Below are 22,699 nucleotides of genomic sequence, written 5' to 3'. Positions count from 1 at the left end.
CCGCGGTTCAGCTCGCCCAGCAGTCGTCCCACGTCTCGTTCGTCTCGTACGCCGGGTCGTCGGCGTACGTCGTCGACCAGCGGGCTTCCTCGACCGTCTCGACCGTGCCGTAGTAGGTCGTCGGCTCGGTGGGAGGGGTGGGCGCCGGTTCCACCTGGACCGTGACGTTCATGCAGGCGCTGGTGACGGCTCCGAGCAGAACCACAGGGGCGAGAGCCCGTACACCGGGCCACGTCGTCGCTGTTCTCATGCTCACTCCTCGAGCGGTAGGTCCGCGGGCAGCCCCAGCAGCGGGTCACCTTCTGGTGGCGAGTCGGTGCGCCCGGCGGAACGGTTCATGGCGTGGTCGGGGAGCCAGAGCACGAAGGTGCTCCCGGCCCTCCCGTGGCTGACCAGGACGAGCCGGCCCTCGTGGCTCTCGGCGATCTGGCGGGCGATGGAGAGGCCGAGGCCCGACCCGTCGGTGACCGCGTCGTCGCCGGACGTACCGTTCCCGCGGTAGAACCGGTCGAAAACGCGTTCCTGGTTCGCCTCGTCGATCCCCGGTCCCTCGTCGGCGACCGCGGCCCAGGCCCAGCCGTCGCGGCTGCCCATGCCGACCGTGAGGGTGGAGCCGGCCGGGGCGAGTCTGACCGCGTTGGACAGCAGGTTGGCCATGACGCGCTGCAGCGCGTCGGGGTCGCCGACGACGACCGGTCCTCCATGGCTGCGCTCGACCACGCTGAGGCCGCGTGCCTCCGCCGGCAGCCGGTACTCCCGAACGGCCGCGGTGACGGCTCCGGCCAGGTCGACCTGACGGTCGGTGAAGGCCTCCGATCGGCTGCGGGCGATGGCCAGCAGGTCCTCGATGAGGCGGCGCATCCGGCGGGTCGCCTGGAGCACGACCAGGCTGGCCTCGCGCCGTTCGGGGATCGTGGAGCGTTCGTTGGCGAGGACTGCCTCGACGTTGGTGTGGATGAGGGAGACCGGGTTGCGCAGCTCGTGGGAGACGTCCTCGACGAACCGGCGCTGGTCGGAGAACGCCCGGTCGAGGCGGGCGAGCATGGAGTCGATGGTGTCGGCGAGCGTACGCAGCTCGTCGTGCGGCCCGGTCGCGCCGATGCGCCGGGTGAGGTCGGAGGCGTTGATCTCTTGGGCGGTGCGGGTGATCGCGCCGACCGGCCGCAGCGCGCGCCCGGCCACCCACCAGCCGATGGCCAGGCTGAGCACGAACATCACGATCAGCGCGATGATCGAGTAGTTGCGCAGCGTCTGGAGCGAGGCGTAGTTGACCGCCTCCTGGACGTCGGCGAAGTCCGCGGCCTGGAACTCCTGGCCCGGCTTGTAGACGATGTGGCCGTCCTCGGTCTCGAACTTCTTGACCGTCACCGGGTCCAGCGGCGCGGCACTGATGCTGCTGGAGACCGCGAGATAGACCCCCGCGAGCAGCAGAGCGGTCACGCCGAACAGGAGCGAGGAGTACGTCAGGGTCAGCCGCACCCGTACCGTACGGAGCCAGCGGGGCACCCGCGCCAGCCGGCCCTCACTCATGCGGTCACACCCCGGTCCAGCTCGGGCAGATCCCGAAGCCGGTAGCCGCGGCCGACGACGGTCTCGAGGGCCGGCGCCTCCTCACCGACGGTGAGCTTGCGGCGCAGGGTGCCGACGGTGACCCGCACGGTCTGGGTGAACGGGTCGGCGTTCTCGTCCCACACGTGCTCCAGGAGCTCCTCGGCCGAGACGATGTAGGCGGGCCGGGACATCAGATAGCGCAGGACGGAGAACTCCTTGAGCGTCAGACCGAGCTCGCGGTCGCCCCGCCGGGCCAGCTGCCGGGCGGTGTCGAGCCGGATCGGCCCGTGCGTCAGCACCGCGGAACCATCGCTGCTCGGCCGGCGCAGCAGCGCGCGCAGCCGCGCGGTCAGCTCGGCCAGCTCGAACGGCTTGGTCAGGTAGTCGTCGGCACCGACGTCGAGGCCGCGGACCCGGTCGTCGAGACGGTTGCGGGCGGTGAGCATCAGGATCCGCGGTGCCTCCTCGCCGGGGATCTCCAGATCCCCCGTACGCAGCGCCGCGGCCACCTCGAAGCCGCTGCCGTCGGGCAGATTGATGTCCAGGACGACGAGGTCGTAGGCGTTCACGCCGAGCTTCTCCAGCGCGTCGGCAACAGATCCGGCCCCGTCGACGGCGTACCCCTCCCGCTGCAGCGCGACCCGCAGGGCGCTGACCAGGCCCGCCTGGTCCTCGACGATCAAGACCCTCACGCTCAAGAACGGTAGCGCGTGGCCGGGCCGGCGCCCATGCGTAGGAAGTAATCGCTCGGTATCGGTTCCGCCCAGCTCTTTCGGATCGCTTTCGGTGCCGTTTCCGCTGGTTTTCGCCCTTCTTCGATGTGATCGGTGCTCAGCAGAGCCATCCAGGACGCAGCCAGAACACAGTCAGGGAGGTCCCCATGTGGGAGCCAGAGCACAAGCAGCCGATCACCGAGCTGATCCGGTCCGACATCGGGACGAGTGCCGTCCTCGAGCGGGTGCTGTTCGAGGTCAAGCGCGTCGTCGTGGGACAGGACCTGATGATCGAGCGGATGCTGGTCGGGCTGCTCGCCCGCGGCCATGTGCTGCTCGAGGGTGTGCCGGGTGTCGCCAAGACCCTGGCCGTACGCACTCTCGCCGACGTCGTCGGCGGCTCGTTCGCCCGGCTCCAGTTCACCCCGGACCTGATGCCCTCCGACATCGTCGGCACCCGGGTCTGGCGGCCGTCGGCGGAGCAGTTCGACACCGAGCTGGGACCGGTCTTCGCCAATCTCGTCCTCGCCGACGAGATCAACCGGGCCCCGGCCAAGGTGCAGTCGGCGCTGCTGGAGGCGATGGCGGAGCGCCAGGTCAGCATCGGCGGCACCAGCCACCGCCTGCCCGACCCGTTCCTCGTCCTCGCCACCCAGAACCCGATCGAGAACGACGGCGTCTACCGGCTGCCCGAGGCCCAGCGCGACCGCTTCCTGCTCAAGGTCGACGTCGGCCACGTCGACGAGCTCGAGGAGATGACCATCATCCAGCGCATGGGCACGCAGCCACCACGCGCCGAGCAGATCCTCGATGCCACCGCGCTGCGACACCTGCAGTCACGAGCGGACCAGGTCTTCGTCCATCACACCGTCGCGCAGTATGCGGTCAAGCTCGTGATGGCGACGCGTACGCCGCAGGCCTACGGGCTCCGCCACCTCGAGGGGCTGCTGGCCTACGGCGTCAGCGCACGCGGCAGCCTCGGTCTCATCACCGCAGGTCGTGCCCTGGCGCTGCTGCGCGGGCGCGACTACGTGCTGCCCGGCGATGTCGCCGACCTGGCCGGCGACATCCTGGCCCACCGGCTGGTGCTCACCTTTGACGCCGAGGCCGACGGGGTCGACCCCCGCGCCGTCGTGGACGCAGTCCTCGCCGTCGTCCCGCAACCGCGGGCGACGCCGAGCGACGACGACTCCGAGACCGCCGAGGCTGCGCCCGATGCGGAGCTGGCCTCGTGAACCGGGCACGGCGCTCGCCCGACGGCGCCTTCCGGAGGCTGGACCTGACCGTCCAGCGGCGAGTGAGCGGGCTGCTCCAGGGCGAGACTGCCGGGCTGCGGCTCGGGCCTGGCAGCGACGCCGAGGAGCTGGTCCCCTACTCCCCCGGCCACGACGTACGCCGCATCGACTGGAACGCCACCGCACGTCTGGGCGGCCCGCACGTCTGGCTCACCCAGGCCGAGCACGAGCTCGAGACCTGGGTCCTGGTCGACCGCACCCCCAGCATGGCCTTCGGGACCGCGCTCGCCGAGAAGGTGGAGGTCGCCGAGGCGACCGTCTCCGCGATCGGCATCGTGGCCGACGGCCCCGGCAACCGGGTCGGTCTCGGGATCCTCGATGCCGGCGGCGTACGTTGGCGCCCGCCCACCACCGGTCGCCGGGTAGCCCGCCGGCTGCTGACCACGGAGCCACCCTCGCCGCGTACGTCCGAGGCGGCGACAGCCACCTTCGCCGCAGCGCTGGTCGAGCTCGGCCGGCGGGCCCGGATCCCGGGGCTGCGGGTGATCGTGTCCGACCTGCTGCCCGCGGACGGGACCTGGGAGCGGCCCTTCGACTGGGAGCCGCCGCTGCGGCGGCTGACCGCCCGCCACGACGTGATCGTCGTCGAGATCGTGGACCCTCGCGAGCTCGACCTGCCCGCCGTCGGCCACGTCACGATCCTCGACCCGGAGACCGGCCGTCAGCACGAGGCCGACACCTCCGACCCGCGGCTGCGGGCGGCGTACGCCGAGGCGATGAGGTCGCTGCGCGAGCACAACGCGGAGGCCCTCCGCGCCGCCGGTGCGGACCACCTCCGGGTCTCGACCGACGACGACTGGGCGCGCCTGCTCATCCGCCTGCTGCGCCGCCGGGCACGGCATCCCCGACCGGCCCGCTCACGCTCGGCAACCCACTGATAGGGAAGGAGCCCTCGATGAGACTCACCCAGCCCCTGTTCCTGCTCGCGCTGGTCCCGGTCGCCCTGCTCGCCATCGGCTACCTGGTGATGCAGCGGCGCCGGATCAAGTACGCCCTCCGGTTCGCCACCGCGCCCATGCTCGAGCGCCTCGTCCCCCACCGCCCACGCTGGCGCCGCCACCTGGCCGCCGGACTGGTCGTCGGTGCCCTGGCCCTGCTCGCGGTCGCCACCACCCAGCCCCAGGTCCGAGCGCAGGTGCCGTACGAGCGCGCCACGATCCTGGTCGCCATCGACACCTCCGCCTCGATGTCGGCCGAGGACATGCCACCCAACCGTCTCGAGGCCGCCAAGGCAGCCGCCGTCGACTTCGTCGAGCAGCTGCCACCCCGATACAACGTCGGGCTCGTCAGCTTCTCGAGCAACGCCCGCGTCGTCTCCAGCCCGACCACGGACCACGCCCTGGTCACCCGGAGCGTCGAGGGTCTCGGCCCGCCCGACGGAGGCACCGCCATCGGCGAGGCCGTCTACTCCTCGGTCAACGACCTGCGGCAGATCCTGGACGAAGCCGCCGCGGGCGGTGCGTCCGCCTCGCCCTCACCCAACGGCTCCGACGGCTCCGAGGACACCGACGAGAGCGGATCCCCGGCCCACCTCGTACTCCTCTCCGACGGCGGCAACTCCGCAGGTCGCAACCCGGTGGCGGCGGCCGAGGCCGCCAGTGAGGCGGGACTGCCGGTCTCGACGATCGCCTACGGGACCGAGGGCGCCAGCGCCGCCCTGCCCGGCGGGCAGTCGGTCGAGGTCCGCGAAGACACCCTGCGCCAGCTCGCCGACACCACCGGCGGCGAGTTCTACCGCGCCTCCAGCGCCGACGAGCTGCGCGAGGTCTACGACGACATCGGCACCCTCGTCGGCTACCACGTCGAATACCGCGAGATCACCGTCTGGGTCGTCCTCGGCGCCATGGCCCTCGCCTTCGCCGCCGCCGCGCTCTCCCTGCGCTGGTTCGCCCGGCTCATCTAGGCACTCCGGAAAGGCACTCCCGTGAACGACACCGCATCGCCGGGGCCGGGCCTCGGCCGACCCACCGGACCCCAGCAGTGGACCATCTCGACCCCGCCCGCGCGCGCCGCCCGCCCGCTCCAGCCCCCACCACCACCCCCGATCCGACCAGTCGCACCCCCGCCGGCACCACCGGCCGCGCCGAGCCCGACCCCCCTGTCGGCGCCCCCTCCGGCGCGACGTGTGGTGCGTGACCGCTACGGCAGGGTGCGGCTGGTCGCCCCACCACGCTCCCCCGACCCACAGGGTCCGCCGACCGGTGCCCACCCGGAGCCCCCTGCCGCGCTGACCAAGCGGCCACGACGTACCCGCACCGTCACGCTCACCCTCGCCGCGGCCGTCCTCGCGGGTGCGGCGACCAGCGGCGCGATCACCCTCATCGCCCCCGACCCCGAGCCCGGCGCGGGCACCATCGCCGCGCCGGCCCCAGCACCTCAGGGAGGCGCGCCGACCAACGCCACCGAGGCCGCCGCCCAGCGCATCCTGCCCAGCGTGGTGCAGGTCCGCGCGGGACGCGGCACCGGTTCCGGGGTCGCCATCGACGGCGTCGGTCATGTGGTCACCAACGCCCACGTCGTCCAGGGCTCCGACTCGGTGAGCCTGGTGCTCGCCGACGGCAGCACCACCTCGGGCCGCGTCATCGGCAGCGACGAGCGCAACGACATCGCGGTAATCGCCACCAACCCCAATGCCGTACGCGCCGCCACCATCGGTCAGAGCGGCAATCTCCGGATCGGGCAGCCCGTGATCGCCGTCGGCTCGCCCCTCGGTCTCAACGGCACGGTGACCTCCGGCATCGTCAGCTCACCCCACCGCTCCTCCGGATCGAGGCCCGAGATGATCCAGACCGATGCTGCCATCAACCCCGGAAACTCCGGCGGCCCGCTGGTCGACCTCCAGGGCCGCGTGGTCGGGATCAACACCTCCATCGCCACCCTCGGCGGCCCGAGCGGCAACATCGGCATCGGCTTCGCCGTGCCCATCGACCGGGTACGCACCGTCGCCCAGAGCCTGATCAGCCAGGGCTGAGCCCGATCGCGGGACGGGCCCACCCGACGCTGGCGCCGGAGGTCATCTCAGCCACCCCCGGTTGCCGATCACCGCGGCCAGCTCGTCGGTGCGCTCCTCCGTCCATCCCGGTGGCGGCAGGATCTCCGCCCAGGCGTTCACCGGTGCGGTGCCGAACTGGTGGCCCTGCCCGGGCGGCACGGAGTTGGCGGAGAACTGGTCGACACCCAGCTGCAGCATCGTCACCCCGGGGATCCAGCGTACGTTCGGGGAAACGTCGCGGCCGCGCTCCTCCTCCAGCCAGTCCGGGCGCTCCAGCGCCAGCGACGGTGACCACCAGGTGATCGGGTCGTTCGCGTGCTGGAGATACCCGATCCGGGTGCCCTCCCAGGCTCCGGGCAGCTTCCACTCCTCGGGCCGGCCGGCGAAGCGTACGATCTCGCCGTCGTCCAGGATCGGCAGCACCTGCGGGGTTCCCGGCTCGCGCTCCTCGGTGAACCGGCTCCAGAGCCGGTTGTCGGCGGTCGGGCCCACGAACAGGGCACCGTCGGTGCGGGTCGCGAGATCCTGCGCTCCGCTGAAGGCGGCCTCGCCGCCGAAGCTGCCCAGGCTCTCCCCGCTCACCACCAGCAGCGGGCGTTCGGCCCCGGGGATCTCCAGCCAGCGTCCGTAGACGGCGTCGAAGAGTGCCAGGCCGGCGTCCTGGGCGCGCTGGCGGTCCAGGACGAAGGACATCCAGCTCGGGAGGTAGGAGTACTGCAGGCTGACCGTCGCCGTGTCGCCACCCCACATGAACTCCAGCGCCTGGGCCTGGTTCTCGTTGACCCAGCCTCTGCCCGTGCCGGTCACGACATTGATCACCGTGCGGTCGAAGCCGCCGAGCGCGTCGAGCTCGGCCACCGCGGCCTGCGCCTCGTCGCGGATGTCGACGCCTTCGGGCCCTGCCCCGATGTAGGCGCGCACCGGCTGCCGGGCAGGCTCCTGGGTGAACTCGCCGATGTCCGCGGCGGTCGGCGCGCTCGCGATGAAGACCCGTCCCTGGCGGCCCAGGTCATCCCATGCCTGGGCCGACGCCGGGCCGGCCGTGAGCTCGGGCTCCGTGGGCGCGGGCACGTCGGTCCTGAACTCCTCGTTGATCGTGGCGAAGCTCGAGTCGAGCGCTCCCAGCAGCCGGTTGCCGCCCACCCCGATGGCCAGCTCGTAGATCAGGACGGCAGCGATCAGGCCGCCGATCACGGTCGACGCGGCAGCGGGAAGGAAACGGCCGACGAACCGGCCGATCGAGCGGCCCAGCGCCCTGATTGCCCGCGACAGCCCGAGGAACAGCGCGAACAGAATCGCGGTGATCAGCACCGTGAGCGCCGGGTGCCAGAAGCCCACCCGGTCGACCCCGACCAAGTCGCGTACCTCGTTCTCCCACCGCAACGACAGCCACAGCACGATCAAGGTGCCGACGCCGGCGACGCCGGCGAGAACCCGCCAGGCGATCACCCGTGCCCTACCGGTCAACCGGCCACCACAGCTGCGGACCAGCCATCCCGCCAACGCGCCCGCGCCGTACCCGGCCAGCATGCACAGCGCGGTGAGCAGCGCCTGGAAGAGCGCGGTCCTCGGCATCAACGACGGAGTCAGCGACGCCCAGAGAAGCACCACCGTGCCGGCCGTCGCCGCGAACGGCGCTCGCAGCTGCCTGCGCAACCGCTCCCGCAGCACGTCGACCGCGTCACTTCGCAGGATGGACCATCGCGTCGACCGCGACGGTCACGGCCAGGATGAGAGCTGCTTCCTCCCCGGGCGCGACCTCGACACCGTAGGTGTCGCGGATGCGGAACCACTTCTTGGACACCTCGGCGATCTTGCGTCCGTCAGCCTCGATGTCGTACTCGTGGTCGACGATGTTGCCCTGGACCGTCCAGTCCTCACCCTGCTCGCGGTCGACCTTCCAGCGATCACGCAGGGGCGAGATGAGCGCCTTGTGCACAAGGGCGAGCTTCTCGCCGTCGGCGTCCTCGATCGCCATCGAGTCCCGGATGTGCAGGACCCTGGTCTGGATGCGGCAGATCTTGTTGCCGTGGACGTCCTCGAGATCGAACGTGTCGCGCAGCCGCAACGCCTTGCCGTCGACACGGAAGACCCGGTCGCCGTCCTGGTTCTCGATCCAGTAGTCGTCACCGATCGAGATCATCTTCTGGCGCATCTGGAAGCGGCTGGCGCTCCCACCGCGCCCGAAGGCCTCACGTTCCTCTTGGCGCTTCTCGCGTCTGTCTCGAAAGCCCATCGTGGTCTCCCTTCATAGGACCACCCCAGAGTTGTCCAGGACGATGGCTGGCGGATCACACGTTCTGGGTGAGGTGGACGGAGCGAATCGGACATCAGATCAAGAACATGAGTTCTGAGGCTGCCACCACCGAGGCACCAGCTGCGGCGAAGATGAGTCTCCCCACCCTGACAGCGATGGTCGTGGGTGGGATGGTCGGCGCCGGGGTCTTCTCGCTGCCGGCCCGGTTCGGGGTCGCCACCGGCATCCTCGGCTCACTGATCGCGTGGGCGATCGCGGGCGCCGGGATGCTCATGCTGGCGTTCGTGTTCCAGACCCTCGCGATCCGCAAGCCCGAGCTCGACTCCGGGGTCTTCATCTACGCCAAGGCGGGCTTCGGCGACTACGCGGGCTTCAACTCCGCGATCGGCTTCTGGGCCAGCTCCGTCGCCGGCAACACCTTCTACTGGGTCTTCATCGGCGCCACGATCGGAGCGTTCTACGACGGCTTCGGGGACGGCGACACCGTGCTCGCGGTCGCGCTCTCGACCGTGGGGGTGTGGCTCTTCCACTACCTGATCGCGCGCGGGGTCCGGGACGCCGCCGTGATCAACCGGATCGTCACGATCTTCAAGGTCCTGCCGATCCTGGTGTTCATCGTGGTCCTCTTCATCTCCTTCGACGCCGGCGTCTTCGCCGACAACTGGGTCGCCACCGGCTACGGCGATCTCGGCAGCCTCGACGAGCAGATCCGCAACACCATGCTGATCACCACCTTCGTCTTCATCGGCATCGAAGGGGCCAGCGTCTACTCCCGCTACGCCAAGAAGCGCGAGGACGTCGGGAAGGCGACCGTGCTCGGCTTCCTCAGCGTGCTCTCGATCTTCGCGCTGGTCACCCTGTCCAGCTACTCCGTCGTCCCGCAGCCCGAGCTGGCCGCCACCCGGCAGCCGTCGATGGTCGGCGTCTTCGAGTCGGTGGTCGGCGACTGGGGCGAGGTGTTCATCAGCGTCGCGGTGATCGTGTCGGTGCTCGGCGCGTACCTCGCCTGGACGCTGATGGCGGCGGAGGTCATGTACGTCCCGGCCCGCTCCGACGACATGCCCGCCTTCCTGGGGCACGAGAACCGGAACGGCACCCCGATCACCGCGCTCGTGGTGACGTCGCTGGCTGTTCAGGGGCTCCTCGCGCTCACCCTGTTCGTCAACGACGCGCTCAACTTCATGCTCGATCTCGCCACGAGCCTGGCGATCCTGCCCTACCTGCTGGCCGCCGCGTACGCACTCAAGCTCGGCCTGACCGGCGAGGCGTACGAAGGGGTGTCGGCCGGCGTACGTCGCAAGGAGACGATCGTGGCCGGCATCGCGACGGCGTACACGATCTTCCTCTTCGACGCCGCCGGACTGAAGTTCGTTCTGCTGATGACGCTGATCCTCGCGCCGGCGTCGCTGCTGTACGTCAAGGCCCGCAGCGAGCGTGGCAGGAGGATCTTCAGTCCCACCGAGATCGCGCTGTTGGTCGCGATCCTCATCGGAGCGGCGATCGGCGTCGTCGGCCTGTGGACCGGCCGGATCTCCCTCTGATCTCCACCCCCGACAGAAAGGCATCCCATGTCCGAGCAGGAGTCCGCGTACGGCGTCCACTCCGAGGTCGGCAGGCTCAGGAAGGTGCTCGTCTGCGCACCAGGCCTGGCCCACCGCCGGCTCACTCCCAGCAACAACGACGAACTGCTCTTCGACGACGTCATGTGGGTCGAGAACGCCCAGCGCGACCACGCCGACTTCGTGAACAAGCTGACCCAGCGTGGCGTCGAGGTCGTCGAGCTGCACGACCTGCTGGCACAGACGCTCGCGGTGGCCGGCGCCAAGGACTGGATCCTCGACCGCAAGATCGTGCCCAACCGGGTCGGTCTGGGGCTGGTCGACGACACCCGCACGTACCTCGAGTCGGTCTCGGACCGGCAGCTGGCGGAGTTCCTCATCGGTGGCCTCGCGACCAACGACCTGCCCGGCGACTTCCGCTCCGACTACGTCAGCCTCGCGCGGGAGTCGACCGGTGCCCGGGAGTATCTGATGCCGCCGCTGCCGAACACGCTCTACACCCGGGACACGACCTGCTGGCTGTACGGCGGGCTGACCATGAACCCGCTCTACTGGCCGGCCCGCAAGGACGAGACGCTCCTCTACAAGGCCATCTACCAGCACCATCCCGACTACGTCGGCTCGACCGTGTGGTGGGGCGACCCCGAGAAGGACTGGGGACAGGCCAGCTTCGAGGGCGGCGACGTGATGCCGGTCGGCAACGGGGTGGTCCTCGTCGGCATGAGCGAACGCACCTCCCGCCAGGCGATCACCCAGGTCGCCAAAGCCCTCTTCGAGCAGGGTGCCGCGGAGAAGGTCATCGTCGCCGGGATGCCGAAGCTGCGGGCGGCCATGCACCTCGACACCGTGTTCACGTTCGTCGACCGCGACATCGTCACGCTCTATCCGACGATCATGGACGCGGTCCACACGTTCACGCTGGTGCCCTCCGACAGGTCACCCGGGGTCGAGGTGATCGACCACGGCGACGCGGCCTTCGTCGACGTCGTGGCGCAGGCCCTCGGGCTGCCCGAGCTCCAGGTGATCGACACCGGCGGGGACGTCTACCAGTCCGAGCGGCAGCAGTGGGACAGCGGCAACAACGCGGTCGCGCTCGAGCCCGGCGTGGTGTTCACCTACGACCGCAACACCCTCACCAACACGCTGCTGCGCAAGGCGGGGGTCGAGGTCATCACCATCGTGGGCGCCGAGCTCGGCCGGGGCCGCGGTGGCGGACACTGTATGACCTGCCCGATCAGCCGCGATCCCGTGGAGTTCTGAGACATCGCGGCCGCGCAGTGAGCACATCGGAGAGCCCCGACGTCAGCGACGCCCGCCCCGGACGTCGTGCCTGGATCACGCGCATCGTCCTGCTGGTGGTGGCCGCGCTCAGCACCGTCACCATCGTGGGCCTGATCGGACGGGTCGACTGGGAGGCGGCCCAGGACGCGCTGACGCACCTCAGCTGGTGGCATCACCTCGTGCTGCTCGTCATCGTGGTGGCGCGCCAGATCCTGCTGGCGATGCCGCTGAGCTTCTTCATCCGCGGCGTGACGTTCTACCGGGCCACCATCAACGACCTCGGCGCGACGCTGATGTACCTCATCGCTCCGCCACCGAGCGACATCGCGCTTCGGGTCGCGATGTTCAAGTCGTGGGGGGTCAGTCCCGCCAAGGGCCTCGCCGGCACCGTGATGAACTCGCTGACGTTCTACGTCGCGAGGTTCTCGGCTCCGCTCGTCGGATTCATGCTGCTGCTGGCCATCGGCGAGGATGCGTCGTTCCGGTTGCTCGAGCTGCTCAGCATCGCGATCGCGGTCGCCACCCTCGTGATCGTTCTCATGATCGTACGCAGCGACGCGCTCGCGCGCGCCGTCGGAACCCGCGCTGGGCTGATCGTGCGCCGGTTCCGGAAGACGGTCGACCCCGACCGCTGGGCCGACAGGTGCCAGAACTTCCGTGCCGACATCAGCGAGCGGTTCCACAGCGGGTTTCCCCTGGCGGTGCTCTCTCAGGTCGGCATGATGGTCGTCGACTTCGCCGCGCTCACGCTGTGCCTACGCTTCGTCGGGGTCACGGCGGACGAGGTGAGCCTCGTATGGATCGCGATCGCCTACCTGTTCGCCTTCCCGTTCACCGTGTTCCCTCTCTGGGGGATCGGCATCGTCGACGCCCTCCTCCTCGCCACCCTGGTCGAAGCCGGTGGCCTCGAGATCGAGGCTGCGGCCGTGGCCGGGATCCTCGTGTGGCGGGTGTACACCGTGGCTGTGCCGGTGCTGCTCGGCGCCGTCGCCGTCGCGGCCTGGCGGCGCGAGGTCGCTGTGGCTGATGCCTCCCCGGGCGCCCCCACGCGTCCCGAGTGAGACAGCTCGATGCTCCTGGCGACGGCGTGACCCCGCCCCCGCTCGGGTCACGCCGTCATCAGGAGCATCGAGAGGACTTCTACTTCTTGAACTTGTCCTTGACGTCCTCGACGGTGTTCTTGGCCGAGGCCTTGGCCCGATCCATCTTTCCCTCGGCCTGCAGGGAGCGGTTGTTCGTCGTCTTCCCGGTAACCACCTTGGCCTTGCCGAGAGCCCCCTTGGCAGCGTTCTTGGCCTTGTCGATCATGCTCATCGTCGGTCTCCTTCGGTTGTGTCGTGATGGATGGTGAGGGGTCCAGGGGTGCCGTCAGCGCACGCGAACGTTGGACTGCTGCCGCGCCTTGCCACGCCGCGGCGAGTCGACCAGGATCCGGCAGGTGATCGCCTGGTCGGGGAACGCCGCAGCCAGGTCGCGGGTGCAGATCTCGGCGGCGTCGGTGATCGACGCGGTCGAGGCGACGGGATCGACCCGTCCACGCAGCAGGATCACCGGCCGTGACCGGATGGTGACGACCGTTCCGGTGACGCCGGTGAGGGCAGCCATACTCTCGAGCCTACCCCCGGAGGTATCGGCGATCGAGCGGAGATCGGCCTGGACGCGACCGGTCTCGTCGCTCGTCCGCAGTCGCAGGGTCGAGGGGCCGCGCCGGCGCAGGTGCGCCAGCAGCCACATCAGCCCGAGGAACCCGAGGACGATGCCTGCCGCGGCGAGCGCCCAGGGGAACCAGCCCGCGGTCACGACCTCACGGGCCGGCCCGGTGGAGAGCTCGGTCGGGTAGGTGCCGAAGACCCATCGGTAGTGCCAGTCGACCATCAGCAGGCCCAGGGCGACCAGAAGGATCGCCACGAGCAGGGTCACGGCACGGTCGATCCTGATCATGCGGGGAGTCATCGGGGAACCTCCGTGGCTCGTACCTTGATGCCGGCTCCGGTCGGCCGGCCGACCTGGTCGTCGAGGACGGCGCTCACGTGCTCGGCCACCGCGGCCGCGTCCTGAGCGACGATGTCGACGACGACGCGACGCCGTGACCGCAGTGACGACTCGGCCGAGACCACCCCGGGGAGCCGGTCGGCGGTCTCCTGGGCGATGGCGGCGACCGCGCCGGGCGAGAGCCACAGGTCGGCATCGCCGGCGACGCGCAGATGCGTACGCCGGCCGGGCCTGAGCCCGAGCCAGAGCAGCACCAGCCCGACGAGCGTGATGACCCCGCCGCCGATCGCCAGCCCGACGGAAGCGCGTACGCCGTCGAGACCCTCGACCAGGTCGGGGGCCAGCGGCGTGCCGGCCGCCCAACCCTGGCTGAGCGCGAGCTCCAGGACCGCGACCACGGCGAACGCGATCAGCACGAGGGCGAGCACGATCGCTGTCGCGACCGCTACCGGTGCGCGGCGTGGCTGCGTACGCGGTGCCGCCGGACGGGCCACGGGTTCGGTCTGTTCGATGGTGTCGGTGCTCATTCCACCCTCCTGTCGGTGTCGTCGGAGGCCGCCGGGTCGACCGCGTGCACGGTGACGTCCACGCTGCGGATCTGGATGCCCGAGAGGCGGAACGCATCCTGACGTACGGTGTCCCGCACGGTCGTGGCGACCTGGGAGAGGTTGCCGGGCCAGGCCATCGCGATGTCGACCTTCACCCGGGCGGCGCGGCCCTCGGTCGTGATCTCGGCCTTGGGCAGCGCCATGCCGGTGATGCGACCGAGCGTGCTGCGATGGGTCACCGTCCCCGGGACCTGCAGCACGATGTGCTCGACGATCCGCTGGAGGGCCTTGTTGCGTACGTCCAGCGTGCCCCGGTCCTCGACGGTGTCGGCGTCGTGCGTGCCGTCATCGGTGGTCGGCATCGGACGTGTCGGGGACTCAATCACGGCGTCCTCGCAGCAGGCTGCCCAGGTCGAGCTCGCCGTCGACGTGGCCACCGATCAGGTAGCCGGCGCCGCCGAGCACGACGGCCAGCAGCAGGCCGACGAGGCCCCCGGTGACGATCGCGATCGTGAGCAGCAGTCCGGCGACCAGGCCTAGTGTCGAGTTGGTCATGACATGTTCTCCTTCAGAGGTCGAAGCGGTCAGGCCGTAGCCGAGCCTGTGCTGCCGGGCGGGAGGATGTCCTCCACCGTGATGTCCACTGGGCCCGACACGAGCGGCCGGACCGCGTCACGCACCGCGTCGGTGGTGCCGATGACGGGGACTCCCCAGTCGAGGACGACGTGGACCGAGCAGCCGGGCTCGCGCATCCTGATCCCGTTGACCCGGCGCCCGGGGAGGTAGGTGGCCACCTCCCCGGCGACGCCGGCATGCAGGTCATGGACACCGGGCACCGCGAGCACAGCCGCCGCCACCACGTCCGCAACGTCCGGCACGTCCGGCTCGTCCGGCTCGGCGCCGTCGCGTGGGTCGGGGTCGGCCTGCACGGTCACTCCACCCGCCGGCCGGCGTCCGGGTCCGAGTCGCGGGCGTCGTCCTCGAGGAAGACGTCGTGCACGGTGATGTTGACCTCGGTGACCTCGAGGCCGGTCATGCGCTCGACGGAGGCCTTCACGTTGCGGCGGATCGCGCTCGCGAGGTCGGGGATCGAGGTGCCGTACTCGGCGACGATGTCTAGGTCGGCGGCTGCCTGCCGCTCCCCCACCTCGACCGCGACGCCCTGGCCCATGTTCGTGCGCGAGCCCGGGATCCGCTCGCGGATCGCGCCGGCGGCACGCGCCGCACCGCCGCCGAGGTCGTGCACACCGCTGATCTCCCGAGCAGCGATCCCCGCGATCTTCGAGACCACGGTGTCGGCGATCGACGTACGTCCATACTCGCTCACCAGAGCACCCGAGTCCGTCCGGTCCAGCTGACCGTCGGTCCTCGTCGACAAGCTCGTGGTCTCCGACTTCGTCTGCGCCATGAGAAGCACCTTCCTGATCGTGTTCGGTTGATCTGACGCTGGTTAGTCGCAGCCTCGGCCCGATGTGTCACAGGAATTCCAGTGTGTTCTAGATCACATCTCTTTGCTTGGGGATGGTAGAACTCTCCTATCCAGACTCTGCCCCTTGCGTGGCAGCAGACGAGGAACTCGGGGGCAATGTCGAAATCGCAGGCGTCATCGGAGCCATTGGCGACGGATGAGGCACTGGTGCGCGCCGCCCGCCTGGGCGACCACGAGGCGTTCCGGGAGATCGTGGATCGCCACGGCCCCGCCATGTACCGGTACGCACTCCACCTGATCGGCGACGCCAGCGACGCCGCCGAAGCGACCCAGGAGGCGTTCGTCTCGGCCTGGAAGAGTCTGTCGGGCTTCGCGGGGCGGTCCTCGTTGCGCACCTGGCTGATCCGTCTCGTGCACCGGCGCGCGGCAGATCTTCAGCGCAACCGGCGCGCGACCCCGATCGACGACGGGCTGATGTCGCGGCTGACGCCGGCCGCGCCGGACAACCCGCTGCAGTCTGTTCTGGACGCCGAGCTTCTGGAAGCGTTGCAGCTAGCATTGAACGAACTGCCGTGGCATCAAAGGGCGACCTGGCTGTTGCGGGAGGTCGAAGAGATGAGTTACGAGGAGATCTCCATCGCCCTGGCCATGCCGATCGGCGCCGTCCGTGGACACCTGTACCGCGGACGACGCACACTCGCGGAGAGGATGGCCCGATGGCGCTAGATCCCAGCCCCCTCGGCCGCGCCATCCGCGCCGCCCGTGCCGAGCAGCCTCCCGGGTGGGTCGACCTGGCCGGCTCGATCATGTCGCGCGTACGCGCCATCGTCATCCCGTCCGAGCCGATCCTCACCTTCACCGGTCAGGGCACGCCGGCGCGCGATGAGCAGGGCTCCGAGACGTACGTCTCCGCACGCGTCGTCACCTCGGCGCTGCGCCGACTGCTCCAGGAGCACCCCACCCACGCGCCGGACGCCATCGACCTACGCGTCGACGACAGCCGCCTGACCGGCATCGACATCCGCCTCGTCGCCCGGTACGGCGTCGAGCTCCACCCGCTCGCCGACACCCTGCGCCCGCAGATCCTCGAGATCGTCGAGGGCATCCTCGGGCCGGCCCCCGGCCTCGACCTCTCGACGATCGAGATCGAGTACGTCGACGTCACCCGAGGCGACCCGAACCGGACCTGAACGACACCGGTCACCACGCGAAAGGCCGAAGACGCACTCAGCCTTCGGGTCCGAAGGCGTCTCCGGTCTCCACCCGCACCGGCAGTCCCTCGCACTCCTGCGGCAAGGACCGCACCGCGGCCGAGGCCGGGTCGAGGGCGTAGACCACGACCGCCGGGCCGCCATCGTCTGCGGCCCCGATCGCGACTCCCTCGATGCCGTGCCCGATCCACTTCTCGGCAACCGTGAGCGCTCGTCGTGACCGCTCATCGAGGGCTGGGACATCGGCGTACAGATCGTCGTCCGAGCTCATGCCTCCAGGCTACGTCGGCTACTCCGGGGGAAGACGGAGACCACCCGACTTTGGTCCCCAGTCAGGTCGGGCGCAAGGGAGTCGAAGGTCCCGTCTACCCCAAAATTGAGTAGGCGCAGAGAATTCCCGCAACCCGCTGAGACACCCCCGGGAGACCCTCCTCTCACAGGCCTCGCCGAGGCGGCCCACGCGCCGCACTTTGCTCCTCGGTTTCAAGAGGTCCGGACGATCCACCCGAGATCGGCCCAGGCCGACCGCGACACGGGCATCCCTGTCCGCCCGCCCGGTCTCGGGTACCTCAGCCCTGCCTGCTCACCACAGGCACGGACCACAAACCCAGCAAGGAACCCGCCCATGAACATGCACAACTCCACCAAGATCGGCCTCGCAGCTGTAGCCGTTGCCGGAGTCGCCTCAGTCGTGGCAGCCCCGGGGGCTCAGGCCGCGCAGGACTGCAAGACGACCACCGTGACCTCGCAGGTCAAGGTCGCCGACGAGAAGACGACCACCACGGTCACGCCTGCGGTCACGCACGTGGAGCACACCGACGCGGTGTCCCACGAGGAGTCCCGCTTCTCGAAGGTGGTCAAGGGTGAGAGCCACGAGGCTGTCACCGAGGACCAGTTCCGCAACTCGGTCTACACCCGGACCTACACGCCCGGCACCGCCGCGGTGACCGACACCATCGAGCACCCGGCTGAGACCCACACGGTCGAGCACCCGGCTGAGACCCACACGGTCGAGCACCCAGCCGAGACGCACGTCGTCCACCACGAGGCGGTCACCCACGAGGAGACTCGCGTCACGGCCCGTGGCTACGCCTACAGGCAGAAGCAGACCGGCAAGGTCCGCTACCTGAACACGCCGGACTGGAACGGCGAGGACGAGCACGGCGACCTGGGCTGGGTCCGCTTCGCCGAGGGCGACCTGACCGAGACCGTCACCGTCGTGGACCAGGAGGCGTGGGACGAGACGGTCGTGGACAAGGAGGCCTGGACCGAGACCGTCGTGGACAAAGAGGCCTGGACCGAGACCGTCGTGGACAAAGAGGCCTGGACCGAGACCATCGTGGTCGAGGAGGCCACTCCTGCCGTCTTCGGCCCGTGGCAGTGGGACCACTTCACCGCCTGGACCACCACGCCGGGCACCCCGGCCGATGAGGACGGTCAGGAGGGCGAGGACAACCCGCTGAACCTGTCCCAGATCGGCGAGCAGTACCAGCAGACCGTGACCACGAAGGAGGCCTACACCGACCCCGACGTCACGCTCTACTTCGTCGAAGACGGTGAGCCGACCACGAACCTGGCCGACGCATCCTGGACCGCCGACGAGCCTGAGGGTTGGGACCTGGTCGACACCCGCACGGTGGAGGACCGCCCGGCATCGGACGTCACGGTGGTGGACTCGCCTGCCTCTTCGGTCACGGTCGTCGTCCCGGCTGTCTACGAGACCAAGACCGACAAGTCGGAGAAGTGCGCGGCGGTCGTCAAGGACGCCAGCACCAAGGCCGGCACGAAGGCCGACTCCAAGGCTGACTCCGAGGTCCCGACCCGGATCGATGCCGGTCTGGCTGGGAACCTGCCGAACACGGGCGGTCCGAACGGCGCGCTCCTCGCCGTCGGCGGGCTGCTCGCCGGCATCGGGGGCGTCGGGGCCTTCCTCACCCGCCGCCGGAAGAACGCCTGACCCGTGTCCAGGTCGTGACCCGGGCGAACGAATTTTCGTTCGCCCGGGACACCCCCTCGGACGCGTACGTCGCGGAGATCAGTGCACGCCGGCCATCAGCCGCCGGATGGGCCGGTTGCCGATGAGCAGCAGGACGCCGACGACGACGGAGGCGAGGCCGACCCACCAGAAGAAGCCGCTGTCGTCGCTCACGTCGTAGAACTCCGCGAGGCGACCGGACATCGCGGTACCGAGGGCGACGGAGAGGAAGAACAAGGCCATCATCTGGGTGCGGAAGCGCTCGGGGGCGAGCTTGGTGGCCAGGGAGAGACCGACCGGGGAGAGCAGCAGCTCGGCGAGGGTGAAGAGCAGCAGGATGAACGCGAGGCCGATCAGCGGCACGGTGTGCTCACCGCTCGGCATCAGCAGGAACACCCAGAACGCGATGCCCATCAGGATCGTGCCGATCGCGAACTTCACCGGCGTCGACGGCTGACGGGAGCCGAGCTTGGTCCACAGAGCCGCGAAGACCCCGGAGAGCAGGATGATGAAGACCGGGTTGATCGAGTTGACCCAGGAGACCGGCATCTCCCAGCCGAAGATGTCGCGGTCCAGGCGCTGGTCGGAGTAGACCACCATCACGGTGAACTGCTGCTGGTAGAGCGACCAGAAGACCGCGGAGGCGATGAAGAGGGGCACCATCGCCCACACCCGGCTCCGCTCGATGGCGGTGACCTGGCTGCTCAGCAGGATGACGGCGAAGAGCGCGACCGCGGCGACCGCGCTGATGCCGATCACGATGTTGGCCAGTCGAGGCGCGGTGATGACGCCGGTCAGGCAGAGCACGACGATCGCCGCCACGGCGGCGACGGCGATGGCGATCCAGCGGCCTCGCTCGGCGGCGGGAAGCGGGTTGGGGACGACGCGGCTCTCGTCGGGAAGCGCGCTGCGGCCCAGGGCGTACTGCACCAGGCCGAGGATCATGCCGATAGCCGCCAGCCCGAAGCCGACGTGGAAGCCCCACTGCTTCTGCAGCAGGCCGGTCAGCAGCGGGCCGACCAGGGCGCCCAGGTTGATGCCCAGGTAGAAGAGGGAGAACCCGGCGTCGCGTCGCTCGTCGCCGGCGGCGTACAGGGTGCCGACCAGGGAGGAGGCGTTCGCCTTCACCCCGCCCGAGCCGAGCGCGATCAGCACCAGCCCGACCCCGACCCCGGCGATCCCCGGGATCAGGGCGAGCCCGAGGTGGCCGAAGACGACCAGCCAGGCAGAGGCGAAGAGCGTACGCTCCGCGCCGAGCAGGCGGTCGGCGATCCAGGCCGCGATGATGGTCGAGAGGTAGACCGCGCCGCCGTACGCACCGACGATCCCGAGCGCGACCGGCTCGCTGATCCCGAGACCACCCTCCGCCACGGAGTAGTAGAGGTAGATCGCCAGGATGCCCTGCATGCCGTAGAAGCTGAACCGCTCCCACAGCTCGACGCCGAACAGGTTGGCGAGGACGCGTGGCTGCCCCAGGAAAGACCGCTCGCCGGCATCGCCGGCGGTGGCCTCACTTTTTACTTGGCTCATTACCTCAGGTTCACAAGTCCTCGCTCCCCCGCCCAAATCGCGAACGGCCGATAACCGCCGGATGTGACCACTACCACGCGAGCTCGCCGTCCTTGTCCTGAAGCGTCCCGGTCGGTCCGTCGGCACCCAGGATGGCGAGGCGTACGACGGTCTTCGCGCTCTCCGCGGGCGAGGCGGCGATGTCGTCGATGCCGAAGCCGGCGGTCATGTCGGTGGCCGTGGGGCCGGGCTCGACGGCATTGAACCTGATGTCGGGATGGGCCTTGGCGTACTGCACGGTCAGCATGGTCGCGGCGGCCTTGGACGCGGCGTACAGCGGCAGGAACATGCCCTGCTCGACCCGACCCGGGGTGGTGTTGGCCCAGAACGAGCCCATGCTGCTGGACACGTTGACCACCCGCGGGCTCTCCGAGCGGCGCAGCAGCGGCAGCGCGGCCTCGGTGACACGGAGGATCCCGACGGCGTTGATGTCGAAGACGCGTAGCGCGGTCGGCCCGTCGAGCGGGTCGGCGACGAGGACGCCGGCGTTGTTCACGAGTACGTCGAGGCGGCCCTCGATCTCCTCGATGCCGGCCAGCGCGGCGGCGACCGATGCGTCGTCGGTGACATCGAGCCGTACGAAGCGCGCGCCGATCTCGGCGGCCGCCTTCTCGCCCCGTTCGACGTCTCGTGCTCCGACGTAGACGTCATAGCCGGCGTCGGTGAGCTGGCGGGCGGTCTCGAAGCCGATGCCCTTGTTGGCGCCGGTGATGAGTGCGACGGTCATCTCTGTTTCCTTCTCGGTACGTGGCCCGGTCGGGCCGACTTCGACGCTAGGCACGCTCGCGCCGACCACCCAGAGCCCTGGTCAGACCGGGTCCTGACAGGACCCCCGCTGCGCTTGCGGCGGACCCAGGCGTGGGCCGGCAGGTTGTCGAGATTCACAACCTCTAGCTCGAGCTGGGCACCCTGGGTGCGGCTCGAACATGGGCGCGTTCGCCCTGCTTTCCGATCAGGCTGAGGTACTCCACCGGTCCCGAGCTGGTGGCGGCGAACCAGTGCGGCGTACGCGTGTCGAACTCCGCTGCCTCGCCCGGCTCGAGGATGAGGTCGTGCTCGCCGAGCACGAGCCGGAGCCTGCCGTTGAGGACGTACACCCAGTCGTATCCATCGTGAGTGCGCAGGTCCGGTTCGGCATCGTCGCGGCCAGTGGGGAGGACGAACTTGTACGCCTGAATGCCCCCCGGCCTGCGGGTGAGGGGCAGGATCGTGGAGCCGTCCGCACATGCGATGGGTCGCAGGTTGATGCGCGGGTTCCCGGTAGGCGGTGCGTCGACGAGTTCGTCGAGGGTGACGCCGTAGGCGCGCGCGAGGGGAAGTAGCTGCTCCAGGGTTGGACGACGCAGACCTGCCTCGAGCCGGGACAGCGTGCTGGTCGAGATCCCGGTCTCCTCAGCCAGGTCACTGAGGGTGATGCCACGACGTTGGCGGAGGTGCTTGAGTCGTGGCCCCACCGCGTCGAGGGTGTGATCGGGTGAGTGTTCCATGCCGATCATTTTTCCATTCGGCAACATTGTTTGCCAATCCGCCTTCTCGTGAGCACCATCGAATCACGTGGCCGTCGCACGATGGTCGGCGGTCGAGATGGAGGAACGAAATGGCAGGACACGATGCCGGGCGACGGAGCGAGCCGATGAGGCACTCATTCGACCGGGACTACTGGGACGAGCACTGGCAGAGCGACCGCGCCGGATCCCCGATCCCCATGGCGGTCAGCCCGCCCAACCCACACCTGATGCGAGAGATCGACACCCTGGAGCCCGGGACGGCGCTCGATGCGGGCTGTGGTGCGGGAGCAGAGGCGATCTGGCTCGCGTCCCGCGGCTGGCAGGTCACTGGCGCCGACATCGCTGAGGAGGCTCTGACCCGTGCGGCCGAGCGAGCTGCCGCAAGCGGCGTCGCAGATCAGGTGCAGTGGGTCCAGGCTGACCTGACCACATGGGAGCCGGGCACGACGTACGACCTGGTGACCACGCACTACGCGCATCCCGCGATGCCGCAACTGGAGTTCTACGACCGCGTCGCCTCCTGGGTCTCAAAGGGCGGCACCCTTCTGATCGTCGGCCACCTCCACCACGGACATGGACATGGACACACGGACGGTGGGGGTGAACCGCCGGCCTCGGCGTCGGCGACCACCGCCGACATCACGGCGCGACTCGATCCCGCCGCATGGGACGTCGTCACTGCCGAGGAGTCGCAGCGCACCCTGTCGGGCCACGCTCGCAGCCCAGTGACCCTGCACGACGTCGTCGTTCGGGCGACCCGACGGCACTGAGCCATCCAGCACGCCGGTTCCTTCTCCGGGACCCGGCGACACTTCGTCC

27 protein-coding genes are annotated in these 22,699 nt (G+C 69.7%); 11 read left to right on the top strand and 16 right to left on the bottom strand.

Annotation, left to right across the window (positions count from 1 at the left end):
* Positions 1-7: 7 nt before the first annotated feature.
* Genes ABT304_RS27350 through ABT304_RS27340 form a run of 3 tightly spaced genes read right to left on the bottom strand, consistent with a single transcriptional unit; the run spans position 8 to position 2,243 of the window.
* The gene (locus ABT304_RS27350) at positions 8-250 is read right to left on the bottom strand and encodes a hypothetical protein (protein WP_350720094.1); all 243 of its coding nucleotides are present in this window, start codon (positions 248-250) and stop codon (positions 8-10) included.
* Positions 251-252: 2 nt separating this feature from the next.
* Positions 253-1,530 (bottom strand): sensor histidine kinase, encoded by a 1,278-nt coding sequence (locus ABT304_RS27345; protein WP_350720092.1) that lies wholly within the window; start codon positions 1,528-1,530, stop codon positions 253-255.
* Positions 1,527-2,243: a response regulator transcription factor gene (locus tag ABT304_RS27340; RefSeq protein ID WP_160022094.1), complete on the bottom strand. Its 717-nt coding sequence runs from the start codon at positions 2,241-2,243 to the stop codon at positions 1,527-1,529. Before ABT304_RS27340 ends, ABT304_RS27345 begins: the two co-directional genes overlap by 4 nt.
* A gap of 188 nt (positions 2,244-2,431) precedes the next feature.
* Between ABT304_RS27340 and ABT304_RS27335 the strand changes: the two genes are divergently transcribed.
* The 4 genes from ABT304_RS27335 to ABT304_RS27320 all read left to right on the top strand — a co-directional run bounded on the left by ABT304_RS27335 (position 2,432) and on the right by ABT304_RS27320 (position 6,530).
* Positions 2,432-3,499 (top strand): AAA family ATPase, encoded by a 1,068-nt coding sequence (locus ABT304_RS27335; protein ID WP_350720090.1) that lies wholly within the window; start codon positions 2,432-2,434, stop codon positions 3,497-3,499.
* Complete coding sequence (locus ABT304_RS27330; RefSeq protein ID WP_350720088.1) at positions 3,496-4,437, top strand: DUF58 domain-containing protein; 942 nt, start codon at positions 3,496-3,498, stop codon at positions 4,435-4,437. Before ABT304_RS27335 ends, ABT304_RS27330 begins: the two co-directional genes overlap by 4 nt.
* Positions 4,438-4,454: 17 nt before the next feature.
* Entirely contained in the window at positions 4,455-5,462 is a 1,008-nt protein-coding gene (locus tag ABT304_RS27325) for a VWA domain-containing protein (RefSeq protein ID WP_350720086.1), read from the top strand.
* A gap of 225 nt (positions 5,463-5,687) precedes the next feature.
* Positions 5,688-6,530 carry a S1C family serine protease gene (locus ABT304_RS27320; RefSeq protein ID WP_350720084.1) on the top strand — a complete coding sequence of 281 codons (843 nt, stop codon included), beginning with the start codon at positions 5,688-5,690 and terminating at the stop codon, positions 6,528-6,530.
* 42 nt (positions 6,531-6,572) lie between these two features.
* Here ABT304_RS27320 and ABT304_RS27315 read toward each other — a convergent pair whose 3' ends face one another.
* Both ABT304_RS27315 and ABT304_RS27310 read right to left on the bottom strand, forming a co-directional pair.
* A complete protein-coding gene (locus ABT304_RS27315; RefSeq protein WP_350720082.1) occupies positions 6,573-8,222 on the bottom strand; it encodes an alpha/beta hydrolase in 1,650 nt (549 codons plus the stop codon).
* A 10-nt stretch (positions 8,223-8,232) separates the two neighbouring features.
* Positions 8,233-8,787 (bottom strand): LURP-one-related/scramblase family protein, encoded by a 555-nt coding sequence (locus ABT304_RS27310; protein ID WP_350720080.1) that lies wholly within the window; start codon positions 8,785-8,787, stop codon positions 8,233-8,235.
* A gap of 107 nt (positions 8,788-8,894) precedes the next feature.
* Here ABT304_RS27310 and ABT304_RS27305 point away from each other — a divergent pair, with 107 nt between their 5' ends.
* From ABT304_RS27305 to ABT304_RS27295, 3 genes are read left to right on the top strand one after another with little or no spacing between them, the layout of a single operon-like run.
* Positions 8,895-10,349 carry a basic amino acid/polyamine antiporter gene (locus ABT304_RS27305; protein WP_350720078.1) on the top strand — a complete coding sequence of 485 codons (1,455 nt, stop codon included), beginning with the start codon at positions 8,895-8,897 and terminating at the stop codon, positions 10,347-10,349.
* A gap of 27 nt (positions 10,350-10,376) precedes the next feature.
* Positions 10,377-11,627, top strand: coding sequence for an arginine deiminase (locus ABT304_RS27300; RefSeq protein ID WP_350720077.1), 1,251 nt, complete (start codon positions 10,377-10,379; stop codon positions 11,625-11,627).
* A gap of 17 nt (positions 11,628-11,644) precedes the next feature.
* Positions 11,645-12,709 carry a lysylphosphatidylglycerol synthase domain-containing protein gene (locus ABT304_RS27295; protein ID WP_350720075.1) on the top strand — a complete coding sequence of 355 codons (1,065 nt, stop codon included), beginning with the start codon at positions 11,645-11,647 and terminating at the stop codon, positions 12,707-12,709.
* A gap of 79 nt (positions 12,710-12,788) precedes the next feature.
* Here the strand turns inward: ABT304_RS27295 and ABT304_RS27290 are convergent, their stop codons facing one another.
* From ABT304_RS27290 to ABT304_RS27260, 7 genes are read right to left on the bottom strand one after another with little or no spacing between them, the layout of a single operon-like run.
* Positions 12,789-12,962 (bottom strand): CsbD family protein, encoded by a 174-nt coding sequence (locus ABT304_RS27290; protein WP_350720073.1) that lies wholly within the window; start codon positions 12,960-12,962, stop codon positions 12,789-12,791.
* Between the two features lie 54 nt (positions 12,963-13,016).
* A complete protein-coding gene (locus ABT304_RS27285) occupies positions 13,017-13,601 on the bottom strand; it encodes an Asp23/Gls24 family envelope stress response protein (RefSeq protein ID WP_350720071.1) in 585 nt (194 codons plus the stop codon).
* A complete protein-coding gene (locus tag ABT304_RS27280; protein ID WP_350720069.1) occupies positions 13,598-14,167 on the bottom strand; it encodes a DUF6286 domain-containing protein in 570 nt (189 codons plus the stop codon). Before ABT304_RS27280 ends, ABT304_RS27285 begins: the two co-directional genes overlap by 4 nt.
* A complete protein-coding gene (locus ABT304_RS27275) occupies positions 14,164-14,550 on the bottom strand; it encodes an Asp23/Gls24 family envelope stress response protein (protein WP_350720067.1) in 387 nt (128 codons plus the stop codon). Before ABT304_RS27275 ends, ABT304_RS27280 begins: the two co-directional genes overlap by 4 nt.
* Before the next feature lie 16 nt (positions 14,551-14,566).
* Positions 14,567-14,743: a DUF2273 domain-containing protein gene (locus ABT304_RS27270; RefSeq protein ID WP_350720065.1), complete on the bottom strand. Its 177-nt coding sequence runs from the start codon at positions 14,741-14,743 to the stop codon at positions 14,567-14,569.
* A 29-nt stretch (positions 14,744-14,772) separates the two neighbouring features.
* Positions 14,773-15,117: a hypothetical protein gene (locus ABT304_RS27265; RefSeq protein ID WP_350720063.1), complete on the bottom strand. Its 345-nt coding sequence runs from the start codon at positions 15,115-15,117 to the stop codon at positions 14,773-14,775.
* 2 nt (positions 15,118-15,119) lie between these two features.
* Complete coding sequence (locus ABT304_RS27260) at positions 15,120-15,596, bottom strand: Asp23/Gls24 family envelope stress response protein (protein WP_350720061.1); 477 nt, start codon at positions 15,594-15,596, stop codon at positions 15,120-15,122.
* Between the two features lie 177 nt (positions 15,597-15,773).
* Here ABT304_RS27260 and ABT304_RS27255 point away from each other — a divergent pair, with 177 nt between their 5' ends.
* Entirely contained in the window at positions 15,774-16,343 is a 570-nt protein-coding gene (locus ABT304_RS27255) for an RNA polymerase sigma factor (protein WP_350720059.1), read from the top strand.
* A complete protein-coding gene (locus ABT304_RS27250; protein ID WP_350720057.1) occupies positions 16,334-16,807 on the top strand; it encodes a hypothetical protein in 474 nt (157 codons plus the stop codon). Before ABT304_RS27255 ends, ABT304_RS27250 begins: the two co-directional genes overlap by 10 nt.
* A gap of 37 nt (positions 16,808-16,844) precedes the next feature.
* Here the strand turns inward: ABT304_RS27250 and ABT304_RS27245 are convergent, their stop codons facing one another.
* Complete coding sequence (locus ABT304_RS27245) at positions 16,845-17,099, bottom strand: hypothetical protein (protein WP_350720056.1); 255 nt, start codon at positions 17,097-17,099, stop codon at positions 16,845-16,847.
* A 354-nt stretch (positions 17,100-17,453) separates the two neighbouring features.
* Between ABT304_RS27245 and ABT304_RS27240 the strand changes: the two genes are divergently transcribed.
* Positions 17,454-18,785 (top strand): LPXTG cell wall anchor domain-containing protein, encoded by a 1,332-nt coding sequence (locus tag ABT304_RS27240; protein ID WP_350720054.1) that lies wholly within the window; start codon positions 17,454-17,456, stop codon positions 18,783-18,785.
* Positions 18,786-18,863: 78 nt separating this feature from the next.
* On the opposite strand, the gene ABT304_RS27235 is transcribed toward ABT304_RS27240, so the two are convergent.
* The 3 genes from ABT304_RS27235 to ABT304_RS27225 all read right to left on the bottom strand — a co-directional run bounded on the left by ABT304_RS27235 (position 18,864) and on the right by ABT304_RS27225 (position 21,859).
* On the bottom strand, positions 18,864-20,333 hold the full coding sequence (locus tag ABT304_RS27235) for a peptide MFS transporter (protein ID WP_350720052.1): 1,470 nt from the start codon (positions 20,331-20,333) through the stop codon (positions 18,864-18,866).
* Between the two features lie 70 nt (positions 20,334-20,403).
* On the bottom strand, positions 20,404-21,099 hold the full coding sequence (locus tag ABT304_RS27230; RefSeq protein ID WP_350720050.1) for an SDR family NAD(P)-dependent oxidoreductase: 696 nt from the start codon (positions 21,097-21,099) through the stop codon (positions 20,404-20,406).
* Between the two features lie 163 nt (positions 21,100-21,262).
* Positions 21,263-21,859 carry a helix-turn-helix domain-containing protein gene (locus ABT304_RS27225; RefSeq protein ID WP_350720048.1) on the bottom strand — a complete coding sequence of 199 codons (597 nt, stop codon included), beginning with the start codon at positions 21,857-21,859 and terminating at the stop codon, positions 21,263-21,265.
* Between the two features lie 146 nt (positions 21,860-22,005).
* On the opposite strand from ABT304_RS27225, the gene ABT304_RS27220 reads away from it, so the two are divergent.
* Positions 22,006-22,650: a class I SAM-dependent methyltransferase gene (locus tag ABT304_RS27220; protein ID WP_350720046.1), complete on the top strand. Its 645-nt coding sequence runs from the start codon at positions 22,006-22,008 to the stop codon at positions 22,648-22,650.
* Positions 22,651-22,699 lie beyond the last annotated feature (49 nt).

Origin of the sequence: Nocardioides sp. NPDC000445, assembly GCF_040300245.1 — a bacterium.
In the GTDB taxonomy this organism is placed as follows: domain Bacteria; phylum Actinomycetota; class Actinomycetes; order Propionibacteriales; family Nocardioidaceae; genus Nocardioides.
Note: the sequence above shows the minus strand (reverse complement) of the source record. Positions and strands in the feature narration are given on the sequence as shown.

Excerpts from the sequence above, each read along its gene's own strand:
- ABT304_RS27350 (WP_350720094.1), bottom strand. The coding sequence starts at position 250 with ATGAGAACAGCGACGACGTGGCCCGGTGTACGGGCTCTCGCCCCTGTG.
- ABT304_RS27345 (WP_350720092.1), bottom strand. The coding sequence starts at position 1,530 with ATGAGTGAGGGCCGGCTGGCGCGGGTGCCCCGCTGGCTCCGTACGGTA.
- ABT304_RS27335 (WP_350720090.1), top strand. The coding sequence starts at position 2,432 with ATGTGGGAGCCAGAGCACAAGCAGCCGATCACCGAGCTGATCCGGTCC.
- ABT304_RS27325 (WP_350720086.1), top strand. The coding sequence starts at position 4,455 with ATGAGACTCACCCAGCCCCTGTTCCTGCTCGCGCTGGTCCCGGTCGCC.
- ABT304_RS27310 (WP_350720080.1), bottom strand. The coding sequence starts at position 8,787 with ATGGGCTTTCGAGACAGACGCGAGAAGCGCCAAGAGGAACGTGAGGCC.
- ABT304_RS27305 (WP_350720078.1), top strand. The coding sequence starts at position 8,895 with ATGAGTTCTGAGGCTGCCACCACCGAGGCACCAGCTGCGGCGAAGATG.
- ABT304_RS27300 (WP_350720077.1), top strand. The coding sequence starts at position 10,377 with ATGTCCGAGCAGGAGTCCGCGTACGGCGTCCACTCCGAGGTCGGCAGG.
- ABT304_RS27290 (WP_350720073.1), bottom strand. The coding sequence starts at position 12,962 with ATGAGCATGATCGACAAGGCCAAGAACGCTGCCAAGGGGGCTCTCGGC.
- ABT304_RS27285 (WP_350720071.1), bottom strand. The coding sequence starts at position 13,601 with ATGACTCCCCGCATGATCAGGATCGACCGTGCCGTGACCCTGCTCGTG.
- ABT304_RS27280 (WP_350720069.1), bottom strand. The coding sequence starts at position 14,167 with ATGAGCACCGACACCATCGAACAGACCGAACCCGTGGCCCGTCCGGCG.
- ABT304_RS27275 (WP_350720067.1), bottom strand. The coding sequence starts at position 14,550 with ATGCCGACCACCGATGACGGCACGCACGACGCCGACACCGTCGAGGAC.
- ABT304_RS27270 (WP_350720065.1), bottom strand. The coding sequence starts at position 14,743 with ATGACCAACTCGACACTAGGCCTGGTCGCCGGACTGCTGCTCACGATC.
- ABT304_RS27260 (WP_350720061.1), bottom strand. The coding sequence starts at position 15,596 with ATGGCGCAGACGAAGTCGGAGACCACGAGCTTGTCGACGAGGACCGAC.
- ABT304_RS27255 (WP_350720059.1), top strand. The coding sequence starts at position 15,774 with ATGTCGAAATCGCAGGCGTCATCGGAGCCATTGGCGACGGATGAGGCA.
- ABT304_RS27250 (WP_350720057.1), top strand. The coding sequence starts at position 16,334 with ATGGCGCTAGATCCCAGCCCCCTCGGCCGCGCCATCCGCGCCGCCCGT.
- ABT304_RS27245 (WP_350720056.1), bottom strand. The coding sequence starts at position 17,099 with ATGAGCTCGGACGACGATCTGTACGCCGATGTCCCAGCCCTCGATGAG.
- ABT304_RS27240 (WP_350720054.1), top strand. The coding sequence starts at position 17,454 with ATGAACATGCACAACTCCACCAAGATCGGCCTCGCAGCTGTAGCCGTT.
- ABT304_RS27235 (WP_350720052.1), bottom strand. The coding sequence starts at position 20,333 with ATGAGCCAAGTAAAAAGTGAGGCCACCGCCGGCGATGCCGGCGAGCGG.
- ABT304_RS27230 (WP_350720050.1), bottom strand. The coding sequence starts at position 21,099 with ATGACCGTCGCACTCATCACCGGCGCCAACAAGGGCATCGGCTTCGAG.
- ABT304_RS27225 (WP_350720048.1), bottom strand. The coding sequence starts at position 21,859 with ATGGAACACTCACCCGATCACACCCTCGACGCGGTGGGGCCACGACTC.
- ABT304_RS27220 (WP_350720046.1), top strand. The coding sequence starts at position 22,006 with ATGAGGCACTCATTCGACCGGGACTACTGGGACGAGCACTGGCAGAGC.